Origin of the sequence: Nocardioides gansuensis (genome assembly GCF_003076135.1) — a bacterium.
Taxonomy (GTDB): domain Bacteria; phylum Actinomycetota; class Actinomycetes; order Propionibacteriales; family Nocardioidaceae; genus Nocardioides; species Nocardioides gansuensis.
In genome coordinates this window covers 132,873-146,938 of sequence record NZ_QDGZ01000005.1, presented here as the reverse complement: position 1 = coordinate 146,938, position 14,066 = coordinate 132,873, and the positions used below count along the sequence as shown (strand labels likewise).

Genomic DNA, 14,066 nt, shown 5'->3' with positions numbered 1-14,066 from the left:
CGGTCTCGACCGGCTGGACGAGCGCCCGGCGTGGCAGGCTGGCCGCCATGCGAGCCGTGATCGCCTCCGGAGCCGGAGGCCCCGAGGTCCTGTCCGTGGGCGAGCTGCCCGACCCGACGCCCGGACCCGGCGAGGTCGTCCTCGACGTGGCCGCCACCGCTGTCAACCGCGCCGACCTCTTGCAGCGGCGGGGCCTTTACTCGCCCCCGCCCGGAACCTCCGACGTGATCGGCCTCGAGTGCAGCGGCGTCGTGTCCGCCGTCGGGCCCGGCGTCGAGGACTGGGCGGTCGGCGTCGAGGACTGGGCGGTCGGCGACGAGGCGTGCGCGCTGCTGGCTGGTGGTGGGTACGCCGAGCGGGTGGCCGTGCCGGCCGGCCAGCTGATGCCGGTGCCGGAGGGGGTGTCGCTGGTCGAGGCGGCCGCGCTGCCCGAGGTCGCGTGCACGGTGTGGTCCAACGTGTTCATGGTCGCCGGTCTGCGGCCCGGCGAGAGGTTCCTGGTGCACGGCGGCGCGGGCGGCATCGGCACGATGGCCATCCAGCTCGCGACGGCGCTGTCCGCCCGCGTCTACGCGACCGCAGGGTCGGCGGAGAAGCTGCGCACCTGCGTCGAGCTGGGCGCCGACGTGGCCATCAACTACCGCGAGGAGGACTTCGTCGCGGTGCTGAGGGAGGCCGGCGGCGCGGACGTCATCCTCGACAACATGGGCGCCAAGTATCTCGGCCGCAACGTCGACGCGCTCGCCACCGAGGGCCGCCTGGTCATCATCGGCATGCAGGGCGGCACGAAGGGCGAGCTCGACATCGGCAAGCTGCTGCGCAAGCGCGGCGCCGTGATCGCCACCTCGCTGCGGACCCGTCCGCCCGAGGAGAAGGCAGCCATCTGCGCCTCCGTCGTCGAGCACGTGTGGCCGCTGGTCGCGGACGGGGTGGTGCGTCCCGTCGTCCACACCATGCTGCCGCTGGACGAGGTGGCCGAGGCGCATCGGCTGATGGCGGACAGCGGTCACGTCGGCAAGATCGTGCTGACCGTAGGGTAGTGGCCATGAGCGAGACCCCGCAGGGACAGCAGGACGAGGAGCAGATCGTGGTCATCGGACCCGACGGGCAGCCCATGGGCACGATCCCCGCCAGCGCGCTGCCGACGATGCCCCAGGACGACGACTCCGAGGGCGAGCGCCACATCACCGAGCTGGTGGAGCAGCCGGCCAAGGTGATGCGGATCGGCAGCATGATCCGCCAGCTGCTCGAGGAGGTGAAGGCGGCCCCGCTCGACGAGGCCAGCCGCGCCCGCCTCAAGGAGATCCACCACGCCTCGATCAGGGAGCTCGAGGCGGGGCTCGCCCCCGAGCTCGTCGAGGAGCTGGAGCGGCTCTCGCTGCCCTTCACCGAGGAGGGGACGCCGTCCGAGGGCGAGCTGCGGATCGCGCAGGCCCAGCTCGTCGGGTGGCTCGAGGGCCTCTTCCACGGCATCCAGACCGCGATCTACGCCCAGCAGGTCGCCGCGCGCGCCCAGCTCGAGCAGATGCGCAAGGCCCTCCCGGGGCTGATGCCCCCGGGGCAGAGTGGCCCCGCGGACGGCCAGCCGGGCCAGCCCCCGCAGCCGGGGCAGCCGCCGTCGCACGGCGACTCCGGCGGGATGTATCTCTGACCTGACCCGCTCACCGGGACGGGCCGAGCCGGCTCGTCGGGATAGTCCGTGACGAAGGGACCCTCCACGACCGCGTGGGAGGGTCTCCTTGTCACGGCGTACCTCAGGGGCGGCGGTAGGTGCGCCAGATGAGGACGCCCACCACGACCAGGGCGAAGGCGCCGAAGAGCGCGCGCCAGCCCACGAACTCGTCGTAGGTCATGGGCGCCGCGACCTCCGCCCGAGCACGAGCAGGCCGAGGACGGACAGCAGTACGACGGCGGCGCCGGGGGCGGCCAGGCGCGCGAACGAGGGCGGCGGCGACTCCTCGACCAGCGTCCGCGTCGCGGTCGGCGGCGCAGGCGGCTCGACGGACTGCCCCTCGCCGAGCACGGACTCCAGCTCGGTCACCCGCTCGGGGGTGGCCGGACCCGAGCCGTCGCAGGAGTTGGCGCGGAACGGCTCTGCCGAGCCCCTGGCCAGGAACAGGTAGTCGCGGCCGGCCTTCAGGTCGCCGAGCCCGCACGCGGGGCCCAGCTTGGCCGACCGCACCGTCGTCTCCCGGGGGACGTCGCCCTTGTAGGCGTGCGTCGCCGTCACGGCGTACTCGAACGTGGTCTTGTCGACCGACGTCACCGCATCGACCGTGGCCTGGAAGACCACGTCGACCCGCTCGGTCTGCTGTGGCAGGCCCCCCGGCGCGCAGGTGCACGCGAACGCCGGCGCCTCGGCGACCAGCACGAGCCCGGCGAACGCCAGCAGGAGCGCGCAGGTCAGGCGGGCGGCGGTCTGCAGCATGGCGGAAGCCTACTGGGATCGGGCGGGCTCGCCCGACAGGCCGAAGACCGCGGCCAGCACCTGGGCGACGCCGTCCTCGTCGTGCGAGGGAGCCAGGTGGTCGGCGAGCTCGAGCACGAGCGGGTGGGCGTTGGCCATCGCGTAGGACGTGCCCGCCCACTCGAGCAGCGGCAGGTCGTTGGGCATGTCCCCGAAGGCGATCACGTCGGCCGCCTCGACCTCCAGCCGGGTGGCGAGCTCGGCCAGCGCCGAGGCCTTGGTGACCCCCGTGGGGCTCATCTCCACCATCGCGAAGGTGCTCGACCAGGTGACCTGGGCCAGGTGGCCGACGAGCTCCTCGACGCGCCGCCAGTACGTCTCCGGCGCGATCCCCTCGTGCTGGGCGAGCAGCTTGACCACGGACCCGTCGACCAGGCCCTCGAGGGTGTCGATCGGTAGGTCGTGGATCGTGGCGTCGTGGCGGCGCACGAACTCGGGCTCCACGCCGAATCCGGTCGTCTTCTCCAGCGCGAACGACGTGCCCGGCAGGTGCCGGCGCAGCAGACGCGCGATCTCCAGCATCGAGTCGGCCGGGAGCGTGTGCGCCGTGTCGATCGCGCGCCGCTCCACGTCGTAGACGATCGCGCCGTTGGAGCAGATCGCCAGCCCGTGGCCGCCGACCGCCTCCCACAGGCCCTCCATCCAGCGGATCGGGCGGCCGGTGGTGAAGACGACGGGTACGCCGAGGGCGTCGAGCTCGCGGAGCACCTCGCGCGTCCGCGGGGTGACCGTGCCGTCGGAGTGCAGCAGGGTGCCGTCGAGGTCGGTGGCGACCAGCCTCGGCCTGCGCAGCGTCACGCCGGGAACCAGCGGGACAGCTCGACGGCGGCCCCGTCCTCGTGCACGGGCACGGTCACCGCGTCGGCCGCGGCCCGCACCTCCTCCACCGCCTGGCCCATCGCGACCCCGCGGCCGGCCCACCGCAGCATCTCGATGTCGTTGCGGCCGTCGCCGATGGCGAGCGTGTCCGCCCGGTCGACGCCGAGCTCGCTCGCCACCCGCTGCAGGCCGCTCGCCTTGGAGACCCCGACCGGGGACAGGTCGAGCCAGGCGGTCCACCCGACGACGTAGTCGGTGCCGTGCAGCCCGAGCCGCGCCGCGAGCTCGACGAAGTCGTCCGCCGTGGCGGCGGGGTCGCGGATGATCACGCGACTGACCGGCTTGGCGACGATCTCGTCGACCTCGGTGAGGATCATCTCGCCGGAGAGCTCGCCCTCGGGGAAGTGCCGGTTGACCCGGTAGCCACCGACGGCCCGCTCCTCCACCGCGACCAGCGCCTTCGGGTGCTCGCGCAGCACCGCCTCCACCGCGGGGCGCGCGTCGAAGGTCTCCTCGTGCACGACCTCGACGGGCGGGTAGCGGAGGATCACGGCGCCGTTCGACGCCACGATCCAGAGCCGCTCGTCGGGGTCGCGGTGCAGGGCGAGCATGTCGGCGATCCGGGTCATGCCGTGCGGGCTGCGCCCGCTGGCGAGTACGACGTGCGACCCGGCGTCGAGGACGCGCTGCACCGCGTCGTGGACGACCGTCGGAATGGTCTCGTAGGGATCGGACTGCCCGTCGACCCACTTGAGCAGGGTGCCGTCGATGTCGAGGGCGACCAGCTGCGGGCGCCAGTCGCCGTGGGGTTCGGAGGCTCGCTCCGGTCGCACCTCAGCCACCGATCGAGCCGATCGGGGTGAGCACCTCGAGCCCGCCGAGGTAGGGCTGCAGCGCCTTCGGGACGCGCACCGACCCGTCCGCCTGCTGGTGGGTCTCGAGGATCGCGACGATGGCCCGGGTGATCGCGGTGAGGGTGCCGTTGAGCGTGGCGACCGGCGCCGTCTGGCCGTCGACCCTGGTGCGGATGTCGAGGCGACGGCTCTGGAACTCGGTGCAGTTGGAGGTCGACGTGAGCTCGCGGTACCTGCCCTGGGTGGGGATCCACGCCTCGCAGTCGAACTTCCGCTGCGCGCTCAGGCCGAGGTCACCGGCGGCCACGTCGATGACCCGGTAGGCCAGCTCGAGCTTGTCGAGGAACTCCTTCTCCCAGCCCAGCAGCCGCTCGTGCTCGGCGTACGACTCCTCGACCGTGGTGTAGACGAACATCTCGACCTTGTCGAACCAGTGCACCCGGATGATGCCCTTGGTGTCCTTGCCGTGCGAGCCGGCCTCCTTGCGGAAGCACGGGCTGAAGGCGGCGTAGCGCAGCGGCAGCGAGGCCGCGTCGAGGATCTCGTCGGAGTGGTAGGCCGCCATCGGGACCTCGCTGGTGCCGACGAGGTAGAGGTCCTCGCCCTCGATCCGGTAGACGTCGTCGGCGGCCTGGCCGAGGAAGCCAGTGCCGTCCATCGCGCGCGGCTTGACCAGCGACGGCGCGATCACCTGGGTGAAGCCGGCGGCCCGGGCCTGGTCCATCGCCATGTTGACCAGGGCCAGCTCGAGCTGGGCGCCGACGCCGGTCAGGAAATAGAAGCGGCTGCCGCTGACCTTGGCGCCCCGCTCGAGGTCGATGGCGCCGAGGAGCCGGCCCAGCTCGACGTGGTCGCGCGGAGCGAAGCCCTCGGCCTCGAAGTCGCGCGGCTTGCCGACGTGCTCGAGCACGACGAAGTCGTCCTCGCCGCCCGCGGGGGCCTCGTCGGCCGCGACGTTGGGGATGGCCTTGATCGCGTCGTCCCACGCCTGCTCGGCCTCGGCGAGGGCGGACTCGAGCCGCTTCACCTCGGCGGCCAGGTCCTTGACCTTCGCGAGCAGCGCCTGCTTCTCCTCGCCCTGGGCCTTCGCGACGTCCTTGCCGGCCGCCTTCTGCTCGGCCCGGCGAGCCTCGAAGGCGGCGATCGCGTCGCGGCGGGCCCGGTCGGCGGCCAGCGCCGTGTCGACCACGTCCGCGGAGAGCCCGCGCTTGGCCTGGGCGGCGCGCACGCGGTCGGGGTCGTCACGGAGGAGGCGGGGATCGATCATGGCGGCAAGGCTAGTCGTAGGCATACTGGCCCGGTGCTCGACCGACCCCGCTCCGCCCACCTCGCCCGGGCCGGCGCCCTGCTGGTCGCCTTCGCCGTGCTGGCCTGGATGGTCACCACCCAGGACCGCTACCCGCTCGACTCCGTCGACGCGTGGGGGCGCCGGGCGGAGGACTGGGCCGACGGCCACGCGACCCTGATCGTCGCGCTGCGGGTCGTCGAGCACGTCTTCGGCACGCTCGGCATGCTGGTGATCACGGTCCTCCTCGGCGGCGCACTGCTCCTCCAGAAGCATCCCCGCGCCGCGGCGTACGTCGTGCTCACCATGCTCAGCACCTGGCTGGTGACCCAGGGCCTCAAGCGCCTGCTCGGCCGCGCCCGGCCGGAGTGGCAGGACAGCGTCGGGCTGCTCGACACCAAGGCCTTCCCCTCCGGGCACGCCTCGACCGGTGCCGCGCTCTGCACGGTGCTGGCGGTCGTGGCGCTCATGCTCGTGCGCCGCGGCGGGCTGCGCCGGGGGGTGTACGCCGGGCTGGCGGTGCTGCTCGTCGTGATCTGCCTCGACCGGGTGCTGCTGGGCCGGCACTGGCCGAGCGACGTGCTCGGCGGCGTCCTGCTCGGCGGCGGGATCGCGCTGGTGTGTCTCGCGCTGTGGTCGCCGCTGCCGCGCGGCCACGCGGAGAGCGTCGAGCCGCTGCCCGAGGTCTTCACCTCCGAGCGCCGGCTGCACGTGGTGCTCAACCCGATCAAGGTCGAGGACGCCGGGCAGTTCCGCTCGATCGTCAGCGCGATGGCCCGCGAGTCGGGCTGGTCGGAGCCGGAGTGGCACTACACGACCGTGGAGGATCCCGGCACGGGCATGGCCGAGAAGGCGTCCGTCGCCGGGGCCGACCTGGTGCTCGTCTGCGGCGGTGACGGCACCGTGCGCGAGGTGTGCGCCGAGCTCGCCGGCACCGGCATCCCGGTCGGCATCGTGCCGGCCGGCACCGGCAACCTGCTGGCCCGCAACCTCGACATCCCCCTCTACCTCCGGTCCGCGATCGATGTCGCCCTCAACGGGCAGGACCGCGCCATCGACCTCGTCGACGTGAGCGGCGACGGCTTCGAGGACACCCACTTCATGGTGATGGCCGGGATGGGCTTCGACGCCGCGATCATGGAGGGCGTCAACGAGGACATCAAGAAGAGGGTCGGCTGGATCGCCTACGTCCTGTCCGCCCTGAAGTCGCTGATGTTCCCCGCCGTGAAGGTCGAGGTGCAGGTCGACGACGGCGAGGTCACCACCCACCGGGCCCGCACGGTCGTGGTCGGCAACGTCGGCTACCTCCAGGCCGGCATGCCGCTGCTCCCCGACGCTGCCATCGACGACGGCCGCCTCGACGTGGTGATCCTCCACCCCAAGGGCTTCTGGTCCTGGATCCCGCTGGCCTTCCGGGTGCTGGCCAAGCGGCCGCGGGTCGACGAGACGATCAACCGGATGACCGGCCGCACCATCGTCGTGCGCGCGGCCCACGACACCCCGCGCCAGCTCGACGGCGACTCCATCGGTCCCGGCCGGGAGCTGCGGATGGAGTGCGTGCACGGGCGGCTGCTGGTGCGCGTGCCCCGCTGAGCCGCTCCTCAGGGGCGGGCGTGCGCGATCGCCTCTTCCTCCTCCGGCGAGAGCTGCTGCTCGCTGGTCCAGCCGGTGATGTTCTTGGCGTAGGTGCGCGCGTCGCTCCGGCCGTGGATCGAGGTGAGCACGACGCCGTGCCCGGCGTCGTCGAGCAGGGCGAGGCTCCAGCTCAGGTGCCCGCCCACGTCGCCGAAGGCGTCGTACCGCACCACCGCGAGGTGGCGCAACGCGTCGGCCGACTCCGTCTTGAGCGCGGCGACCTCCTGACGGAGGCCGTGCACGTCCTCGGGGAGGGCGTCGACCGCCTGGCGCGGTGAGGCGGATCGGGTGCGGCGCAGGCCGACGACGGCGAGCAGCAGCGCGACGAGGGCGACCAGCAGGGAGACAGCGGCGAGGATCCACACGAGTCAGACCCTAGACTCGGCCTGCGTGAAGCGCATCGCATACCAGGGAGAGCCCGGGGCCAACTCCCACATCGTCTGCCAGCAGGCCTATCCCGACTGGGACGCCGTGGCGTGCGCGTCGTTCGAGGACGCCTTCGCGGCCGTCACGGCCGGTGACTGCGACCTCGCGATGATCCCGATCGACAACTCCATCGCCGGCCGGGTGGCCGACATCCACCACTTCCTGCCGACGTCGGGGCTGCACATCATCGGCGAGAAGTTCCTCCGCATCCAGTTCGCGCTGATGGCCGTGCCCGGGGCGAAGGTCGACCAGCTGCGGACCGTGCACAGCCATGTGCACGCGCTGGGCCAGTGCCGCGGGGTGATCCGCGAGCTGGGCCTCAGGCCAGTCGTCTCCGGCGACACGGCGGGCGCGGCCCGCGAGGTGGCCGAGCTGGGCGACCCGACCCAGGCCGCGATCGCACCGCCGCTGGCCGCCGAGGTCTACGGGCTCGAGGTGCTGCGCGACGAGATCGAGGACGAGGAGCACAACACCACGCGCTTCATCGTGCTCTCCCGCGACTTCGAGCAGGCGCCACCGGACAACGGGCCGGTCGTCACGTCGTTCGTCTTCAACGTGCGCAACATCCCGGCCGCGCTCTACAAGGCGCTGGGCGGCTTCGCCACCAACGGCGTGAACATGACCAAGCTGGAGAGCTACATGGTCGACGGGCTCTTCGCGGCCACGCAGTTCCTCGCCGAGGTGGACGGGCACCCCGAGCACCCGCCGGTGAAGCGGGCGCTCGAGGAACTCGCGTTCTTCACGACGGACGTGACGATCCTGGGCGTCTACCCGGCCGACCCGTTCCGCGCGGAGTAGGGCGCTCAGGCCTCGGGCGGGTTCTGCAGCAGGTTGAACGACGCGCCCTGCGGGTCGACGAGGTAGCCGAGCCGGCCGATGCCGGGCACGTCGAAGGCCGGGGCGAACTCGGTGGCACCGAGCTCCTTGGCCCTGGCCACCGTTGCATCGACGTCGTCGACGTTGAAGTAGACGTTCCAGTGCGGCTGCATGCCGGGCTGGAGCGGCATCGTGCCTGCGACCGTGCGGCCCTCGGCGGCGAACATGATGTAGGGCGGGACGTCGGGCCCCATGTCCTGCTGCTGCACCTCGAGGCCGAGGATGTCGGCGTAGAACCGGGCGGTCGCGGCCGGGTCGGCCACGGTCAGCTCGTTCCAGATGTTGGTGCCCGGCTCGTTGGCCCGCTGCGACCCGCCGAACGACTTCTGCTGCCACAGCCCGACGGACGCGCCGCCCGGGTCGCGCACCCAGGCCATCCGGCCCTGGTCCATCACGTCCATCGGCTCGACGTCGACCTGCGCGCCCGCCTGGCGGGCCTTCCCGACGACCGCGTCGACGTCGTCGGTGGCGAGGTAGACGCCCCAGGACGCCGGCTGGCCCTCGCCCATGACCGGGCCGAGGCCGGCGACCGAGTCGCCCTCGATCTGCGCGATCGAGTAGACCCCGAATTCGTTGCCCGCCTCATCGGCCATCGGCTGGTCGTCGTAGTCCCAGCCGAACAGCTGGGCGTAGAAGTCCTTCGACGCCTGCTGGTCCGGGCTGCTGTACTCGATCCAGCTCGGTGTGCCCTGGGCATTGGAATCGAACTTCGCCATCGTGGCTCCTCCGTAGTGGTATTGGGGCGACCCCGAGCCCACACAACACCCGACCACCGACAGTGGCAACAGCCACCCCGGTGAACACTCGGTGGCGGACGGTAAGTTGCCCGCGTGGACACCCCCGACGACCGGATCGCCGACCTCGGCTTCGCGCGCGTCGACGTCGACCGGGCCGCGCGCACCGGCGACCCCGAGGTCGTGTACGGCGCCGGCAAGACGCCCGAGCAGGTCGCCGCGATCATGGCCACCCTCCACGAGCGCCACCCCGAGCGGGCGGTGCTCGCCACCCGCCTCTCCCCCGAGGCGATGCTGGCCGTCGAGTCGCTCGGGGCCGACGTCCACCCCGTCGCCCGCGCCGCCACCCTGGGCCCGCTGCCCACGCCCCGCGGTGCGGTGGGCGTCCTGAGCGCCGGCACATCCGACGCCCCCGTGGCGGCCGAGGCGGCGCTCACGGTCGCCGTCCACGGCGCCGGCGTGACCGAGATCCGCGACGTCGGCGTGGCCGGCCTGCACCGGCTCCTCGCCGTGCGCGACCGGCTCGACGACCTCGACTGCCTGGTCGTCGTCGCCGGCATGGAGGGCGCGCTGCCCTCGGTCGTCGGCGGCCTCACCGGCCTACCGCTGATCGCGGTCCCTACCAGCGTCGGCTACGGCGCCTCCTTCGGCGGTCTGGCCGCCCTCCTCGGCATGCTCAACTCCTGCGCGCCCGGCGTCACGGTGGTCAACATCGACAACGGCTACGGCGCGGGGGTCGCGGCCGCGCGCATCGCGCGAAGCGCCTCGCCGGATCGGTCCGGACGGCGGGCGAACGAGGCAGGGCGCGGATGACGGTCGTCTGGGTCGACGCGAGCGCAGGCGCGAGCGGCGACATGCTGCTGGGCGCCCTCGTCGGCGCAGGAGTCCCCGTCGACGTCCTGCAGTCGGCGATCGACGCGGCCTCCCCCGAGCCGGTCACGCTGCGCCTGGAGCAGGTGGCCCGCGCCGGATTCGTGGCGACCCGATGCCACGTCGAGGTCGCCGACTCGGTGCACCACCGCTCCTGGCGTGACATCCGGGCGATGCTGACCGCCGCCGACCTCGAGGAGGACACGCGCGGCCTCGCGCTGCGCACCTTCGAGCGGCTGGCCGTCGCAGAGGCGACCGTGCACGGCGCCGACCCGCTCGACGTGTCCTTCCACGAGGTCGGTGCCCTCGACGCGATCGCCGACGTGGTGGGCGTGTGCGCGGGATTCGCGTGGCTGGGCGGCGAGGTCGTGGTGTCGCCGGTCGCCGTCGGCTCGGGCACGGTCCAGGGTGCCCACGGCCTGCTCCCCGTGCCGCCACCGGCCGTCGCCGAGCTGCTCCGCGGCATGCCCTCGCACGCCGGGCCGGGGGACGCGGAGAGCTGCACGCCCACGGGTGCGGCGCTGCTGACCACGCTCGCCACCGGCTACGGCCCGCAGCCCGCGATGACCGTCCGCGAGATCGGCGTCGGCGCGGGTGGGCGCGACCCCGCGACCCACGCGAACGTCGTACGCCTCCTGGTCGGCGACGTCCCCGCCACCGACGACCGCCCGCTCCTCATCGAGACCAACGTCGACGACCTCGACCCACGGGTCTGGCCCGGCGTCATCACTGCCCTGCTCGATGCGGGCGCGAGCGACGCCTGGCTGACGCCCATCCTGATGAAGAAGGGCCGCCCGGCCCACACGCTCAGCGTCCTCACCCCGTCGGGACGGGCGGCCGCCGTACGGGAGGCGATCTGGCGGCACACGTCGAGCATCGGGGTGCGCGAGACCCTGCTCGGCAAGCACGCCCTCGACCGCGAGATGCTCGAGGTGGCCGTCGACGGCCAGCCGATCGCGGTCAAGCTCGCCCGCCACCACGGGGAGGTCGTCAACGCCCAGCCGGAGTGGGACGACGTCGCGCGCGCGGCCGCTGCCCTCCGCCGCCCTGCCAACGACGTGCTCGCCGACGCCGTCGCCGCCACCCGAGCCCTGCTCAGGGAAGGAGCCTGATGGACCTGGTCGTCGCCGCGCTGGCGTTCGCCGCGATCTTCGTGGTGGAGCTGCCCGACAAGACCTTCATCGCCACGCTGGTGCTGTCCACGAAGTTCCGCGGGATCCTGGTGTGGGTCGGCGTCGGCGCCGCGTTCTTCGTGCAGACCCTGATCGCGGTGGCGCTCGGCAAGGCCGCGGCCTTCCTCCCCGACGAGGTCGTGCACGTGGCCGCCGCCCTGATGTTCCTGGTCGGAGCGGTCCTGCTCCTGCGCGAGGCCCGCAGCGCCGACGCGGAGGAGGCGGAGACCGAGGAGGAGTTCGCCGCGCGGGCGGGCTCCGTCCCGCGGCAGGGCTTCCGTGCGGTCGTGACCTGCTTCCTGGTGCTCTTCGCAGCGGAGTGGGGTGACCTGTCGCAGCTGCTCACGCTCTCCCTGGTCGCCAAGTACGACGACCCGGTGAGCGTCTTCGTCGGCGCCTGGGGTGCGCTGCTCGCGGTGTCCGGGCTGGCCGTTCTGGTGGGTCGGGTGCTGCTCAACCACGTGCGGCTCAGCGTGCTGCACTATCTGGGTGCGAGCGTCTGCGTGCTGATGGCAGGTTTGACCCTGTGGGAGCTGCTGCGCTGAGGCCAGACCTGATGACGCCCGAGGACGACGCCTACGTCCGCGAGCACTTCGTGCCGGCCGGGTCGGACTCGCTGGCGCTCATCGAGGCCGGCCTCCTGCCGCAGGCGTCGTACGTCCTCTCCGACGGCACGCCCATGGTGCCGCCCGACCACCTCGAGCCGATCGCCCACGCCGGCGGGGTCGAGCGGGTGCACGCGTGGTGGCTGACGTGGTGGCACGACCACGAGCGTGCCGCGGCCGAGGAGGCCCTTGATGCGTGGCTGGCGGGACGGTTCGTCTGCTTGCGCACGCCCGGTCCGGGCCAGGTGCGCGCCCTGCTCAGGTGGGAGGCGCAGGCCCGGGCCGCCGCCGACGCCCTGCGGGCGGACCTTCGCGACCACCTCGCCCGCGGCTCGCTGGGCGAGGCCGTGGCCGGGCTGGAAGGCCTGCTGCTGCCGATGACGGCCTACGACGAGCACCGGTTCGGCGCGCCGACGGTCACGTCGTGGGTCGCAGAGCTGCGCCGGGAGCACCTGACGCCGCGGCCGCCGGAGCTGCCGATCCGGACGCGGCGACTCGTCCTGCGGACCGCGACGCTCGCAGACGTGGACGACATGTGGGGCTACTACGGCGATCCCGCCGTCACCGAGCACCTGCTCAGCGACACGTTCACCCGCGGCGAGGTTGAGGGCATGGTGCGCGACCGGCTCATCGGGCCGGGGCCGCACATCTTCCGTGTGGTGATCGAGCGGGAGGGCCGCGTGGTCGGCGACGTGATGCTGCTCCTCGAGGAGCCCGGCTGGGACAAGGCCGAGATCGGCTGGGTCGTCAGCCCGGCCGTCGCCGGCCGCGGCATCGCCACCGAGGCCGCGGCGGAGCTGCTGCGGGTGGCCTTCGAGCACTACGGCGTGCACCGCGTGCGCGCGGAGATGGACGCCCGCAACAGCCGCTCCGCGGCGCTGGCCGAGCGGCTCGGGATGACCCGTGAGGGCGAGTTCCGCCAGGACTTCTGGTCGAAGGGCGAGTGGACCAGCACGCCGCACTACGCGATCCTCGCCGAGGAGTGGCGCGCGCGGCAGGGCTGACGGCGGCCTGTGCGCCGGGTCTAGAGTCGGCCCATGGTCACCGGTCCCCACGGTGCCGACAGCGAGGTCGGCACGCTCCGCACCGTCATGCTCCACCGCCCGGGCCCCGAGCTGCAGCGCCTGACACCGCGCAACAACGACAAGCTGCTCTTCGACGGCATCCCGTGGGTCGCCCGGGCACAGGACGAGCACGACGCCTTCGCGGAGACCCTGCGCGGCCGTGGCGTCGAGGTGCTCTACCTCACCGACCTGCTGACCGAGAGCCTCGCCAGCGAGGAGGCACGCGGCATGGCGATCACCTCGGCGCTGAGCGGGCTGCACCTCGGCGACACCATGCGCGCCTACCTCGCCGACTTCCTCACCGACGCGTCCCCCGAGGAGCTCACCGAGCTGCTCACGGCCGGCATCCGCAACGACGAGGTGCGCGGCGGGCACGGCCTGGTGACCAGCCTCCTCGACCAGCACGACTTCCTGATCGACCCGCTGCCCAACCTGCTGTTCACCCGGGACTCCAGCGTGTGGGTGCGCGACCGGGTGGCGATCACCAGCCTGGCGATGCCGGCGCGGGCGCGGGAGACCCAGCTGACCGAGCTGATCTACACCGAGCACCCCCGGTTCCGCGGCACTGCGAAGATCCACGGCTGGCACCACGAGCACGTCGAGGGCGGTGACGTCCTCCTGCTCGCGCCGGGCGTCGTCGCGGTCGGCGTCGGGGAGCGCACCACCCCGGCGGGCGTCGAGCGGCTCGCCCGGCAGGTCTTCGGCGCCGACCTGGCGCACACGGTGCTCGCCGTGCCGATCGCGCAGGAGCGCGCGACCATGCACCTCGACACGGTCTGCACGATGGTCGACGTCGACAAGGTGGTGATGTATCCCAACGTCGCCGACAGCCTTCGCGCGTACGCCGTGACGGTCACCGAGCGGGGCGAGGAGGACTCCGACCTCGTGCTCCACGTGGCGGACGCCGAGCCCTTCCTGGTGGCCGCGGCCAAGGCGATGGAGATCGACACGCTCCACCAGATCGACACCGGCCTCGACCCGGTGACCGCCGAGCGCGAGCAGTGGGACGACGGCAACAACACCCTCGCGCTCGCCCCGCGGGTCGCGGTGGCCTACGAGCGCAACGACGGGACGAACGACCGCCTCGAGGAGGCCGGCATCGAGGTGCTGCGCATCGCCGGCTCCGAGCTGGGGTCCGGCCGGGGCGGACCGCGGTGCATGAGCTGCCCGATCTCGCGGGAGCCGATGCCTCGCGGGTGACCGGGCGAGCCGGGGAGCAGACGCTGTGGTTTGGACGGGTCCGGACCGGGGAAGGACCT

General features: G+C 72.9%; 15 protein-coding genes. 9 read left to right on the top strand and 6 right to left on the bottom strand.

Translation table 11 applies throughout. The annotated features are described in order from the left end of the window. Positions 1 to 47 precede the first annotated feature (47 nt). Positions 48 to 1,040, top strand: coding sequence for an NAD(P)H-quinone oxidoreductase (locus DDE18_RS12530; protein WP_116572615.1), 993 nt, complete (start codon positions 48 to 50; stop codon positions 1,038 to 1,040). A 5-nt stretch (positions 1,041 to 1,045) separates the two neighbouring features. Continuing rightward, on the top strand, positions 1,046 to 1,651 hold the full coding sequence (locus DDE18_RS12525; protein WP_116572863.1) for a bacterial proteasome activator family protein: 606 nt from the start codon (positions 1,046 to 1,048) through the stop codon (positions 1,649 to 1,651). A gap of 198 nt (positions 1,652 to 1,849) precedes the next feature. On the opposite strand, the gene DDE18_RS12520 is transcribed toward DDE18_RS12525, so the two are convergent. From DDE18_RS12520 to serS, 4 genes are read right to left on the bottom strand one after another with little or no spacing between them, the layout of a single operon-like run. Continuing rightward, positions 1,850 to 2,428: a hypothetical protein gene (locus tag DDE18_RS12520; protein ID WP_116572614.1), complete on the bottom strand. Its 579-nt coding sequence runs from the start codon at positions 2,426 to 2,428 to the stop codon at positions 1,850 to 1,852. 9 nt (positions 2,429 to 2,437) lie between these two features. After that, positions 2,438 to 3,265 carry an HAD family hydrolase gene (locus tag DDE18_RS12515; RefSeq protein ID WP_245916658.1) on the bottom strand — a complete coding sequence of 276 codons (828 nt, stop codon included), beginning with the start codon at positions 3,263 to 3,265 and terminating at the stop codon, positions 2,438 to 2,440. Further along, entirely contained in the window at positions 3,262 to 4,128 is an 867-nt protein-coding gene (locus DDE18_RS12510) for an HAD family hydrolase (protein ID WP_245916657.1), read from the bottom strand. The genes DDE18_RS12515 and DDE18_RS12510 overlap by 4 nt, the downstream gene beginning before the upstream one ends. Continuing rightward, positions 4,121 to 5,407 carry a serine--tRNA ligase gene (gene serS, locus DDE18_RS12505; RefSeq protein WP_116572613.1) on the bottom strand — a complete coding sequence of 429 codons (1,287 nt, stop codon included), beginning with the start codon at positions 5,405 to 5,407 and terminating at the stop codon, positions 4,121 to 4,123. The genes DDE18_RS12510 and serS overlap by 8 nt, the downstream gene beginning before the upstream one ends. A 33-nt stretch (positions 5,408 to 5,440) precedes the next feature. On the opposite strand from serS, the gene DDE18_RS12500 reads away from it, so the two are divergent. Then, positions 5,441 to 7,018 carry a bifunctional phosphatase PAP2/diacylglycerol kinase family protein gene (locus DDE18_RS12500; RefSeq protein ID WP_245916655.1) on the top strand — a complete coding sequence of 526 codons (1,578 nt, stop codon included), beginning with the start codon at positions 5,441 to 5,443 and terminating at the stop codon, positions 7,016 to 7,018. An 8-nt stretch (positions 7,019 to 7,026) separates the two neighbouring features. Here DDE18_RS12500 and DDE18_RS12495 read toward each other — a convergent pair whose 3' ends face one another. Beyond that, complete coding sequence (locus DDE18_RS12495; RefSeq protein ID WP_245916653.1) at positions 7,027 to 7,425, bottom strand: DUF4446 family protein; 399 nt, start codon at positions 7,423 to 7,425, stop codon at positions 7,027 to 7,029. 25 nt (positions 7,426 to 7,450) lie between these two features. Between DDE18_RS12495 and DDE18_RS12490 the strand changes: the two genes are divergently transcribed. Continuing rightward, positions 7,451 to 8,284 carry a prephenate dehydratase gene (locus DDE18_RS12490; protein WP_116572612.1) on the top strand — a complete coding sequence of 278 codons (834 nt, stop codon included), beginning with the start codon at positions 7,451 to 7,453 and terminating at the stop codon, positions 8,282 to 8,284. Between the two features lie 5 nt (positions 8,285 to 8,289). On the opposite strand, the gene DDE18_RS12485 is transcribed toward DDE18_RS12490, so the two are convergent. Beyond that, positions 8,290 to 9,078, bottom strand: a complete 789-nt coding sequence (locus DDE18_RS12485) for a VOC family protein (RefSeq protein WP_116572611.1) — start codon at positions 9,076 to 9,078, stop codon at positions 8,290 to 8,292. Between the two features lie 114 nt (positions 9,079 to 9,192). Here DDE18_RS12485 and larB point away from each other — a divergent pair, with 114 nt between their 5' ends. From larB to DDE18_RS12460, 5 genes are read left to right on the top strand one after another with little or no spacing between them, the layout of a single operon-like run. Continuing rightward, positions 9,193 to 9,909: a nickel pincer cofactor biosynthesis protein LarB gene (gene larB / locus DDE18_RS12480; protein ID WP_116572610.1), complete on the top strand. Its 717-nt coding sequence runs from the start codon at positions 9,193 to 9,195 to the stop codon at positions 9,907 to 9,909. Next, complete coding sequence (gene larC, locus DDE18_RS12475) at positions 9,906 to 11,078, top strand: nickel pincer cofactor biosynthesis protein LarC (protein WP_116572609.1); 1,173 nt, start codon at positions 9,906 to 9,908, stop codon at positions 11,076 to 11,078. The genes larB and larC overlap by 4 nt, the downstream gene beginning before the upstream one ends. Then, positions 11,078 to 11,683, top strand: coding sequence for a TMEM165/GDT1 family protein (locus tag DDE18_RS12470; RefSeq protein WP_116572608.1), 606 nt, complete (start codon positions 11,078 to 11,080; stop codon positions 11,681 to 11,683). The genes larC and DDE18_RS12470 overlap by 1 nt, the downstream gene beginning before the upstream one ends. Positions 11,684 to 11,694: 11 nt before the next feature. Further along, positions 11,695 to 12,747: a GNAT family N-acetyltransferase gene (locus DDE18_RS12465; protein ID WP_116572607.1), complete on the top strand. Its 1,053-nt coding sequence runs from the start codon at positions 11,695 to 11,697 to the stop codon at positions 12,745 to 12,747. Positions 12,748 to 12,780: 33 nt separating this feature from the next. Beyond that, positions 12,781 to 14,007, top strand: coding sequence for an arginine deiminase (locus DDE18_RS12460; protein ID WP_116572606.1), 1,227 nt, complete (start codon positions 12,781 to 12,783; stop codon positions 14,005 to 14,007). Positions 14,008 to 14,066: the final 59 nt, after the last annotated feature.

Coding starts and splice junctions, on each gene's coding strand:
- DDE18_RS12465 (WP_116572607.1), top strand. CDS start 11,695: ATGACGCCCGAGGACGACGCCTACGTCCGCGAGCACTTCGTGCCGGCC.
- DDE18_RS12530 (WP_116572615.1), top strand. CDS start 48: ATGCGAGCCGTGATCGCCTCCGGAGCCGGAGGCCCCGAGGTCCTGTCC.
- DDE18_RS12470 (WP_116572608.1), top strand. CDS start 11,078: ATGGACCTGGTCGTCGCCGCGCTGGCGTTCGCCGCGATCTTCGTGGTG.
- DDE18_RS12525 (WP_116572863.1), top strand. CDS start 1,046: ATGAGCGAGACCCCGCAGGGACAGCAGGACGAGGAGCAGATCGTGGTC.
- larC (WP_116572609.1), top strand. CDS start 9,906: ATGACGGTCGTCTGGGTCGACGCGAGCGCAGGCGCGAGCGGCGACATG.
- serS (WP_116572613.1), bottom strand. CDS start 5,407: ATGATCGATCCCCGCCTCCTCCGTGACGACCCCGACCGCGTGCGCGCC.
- DDE18_RS12460 (WP_116572606.1), top strand. CDS start 12,781: ATGGTCACCGGTCCCCACGGTGCCGACAGCGAGGTCGGCACGCTCCGC.
- DDE18_RS12485 (WP_116572611.1), bottom strand. CDS start 9,078: ATGGCGAAGTTCGATTCCAATGCCCAGGGCACACCGAGCTGGATCGAG.
- DDE18_RS12520 (WP_116572614.1), bottom strand. CDS start 2,428: ATGCTGCAGACCGCCGCCCGCCTGACCTGCGCGCTCCTGCTGGCGTTC.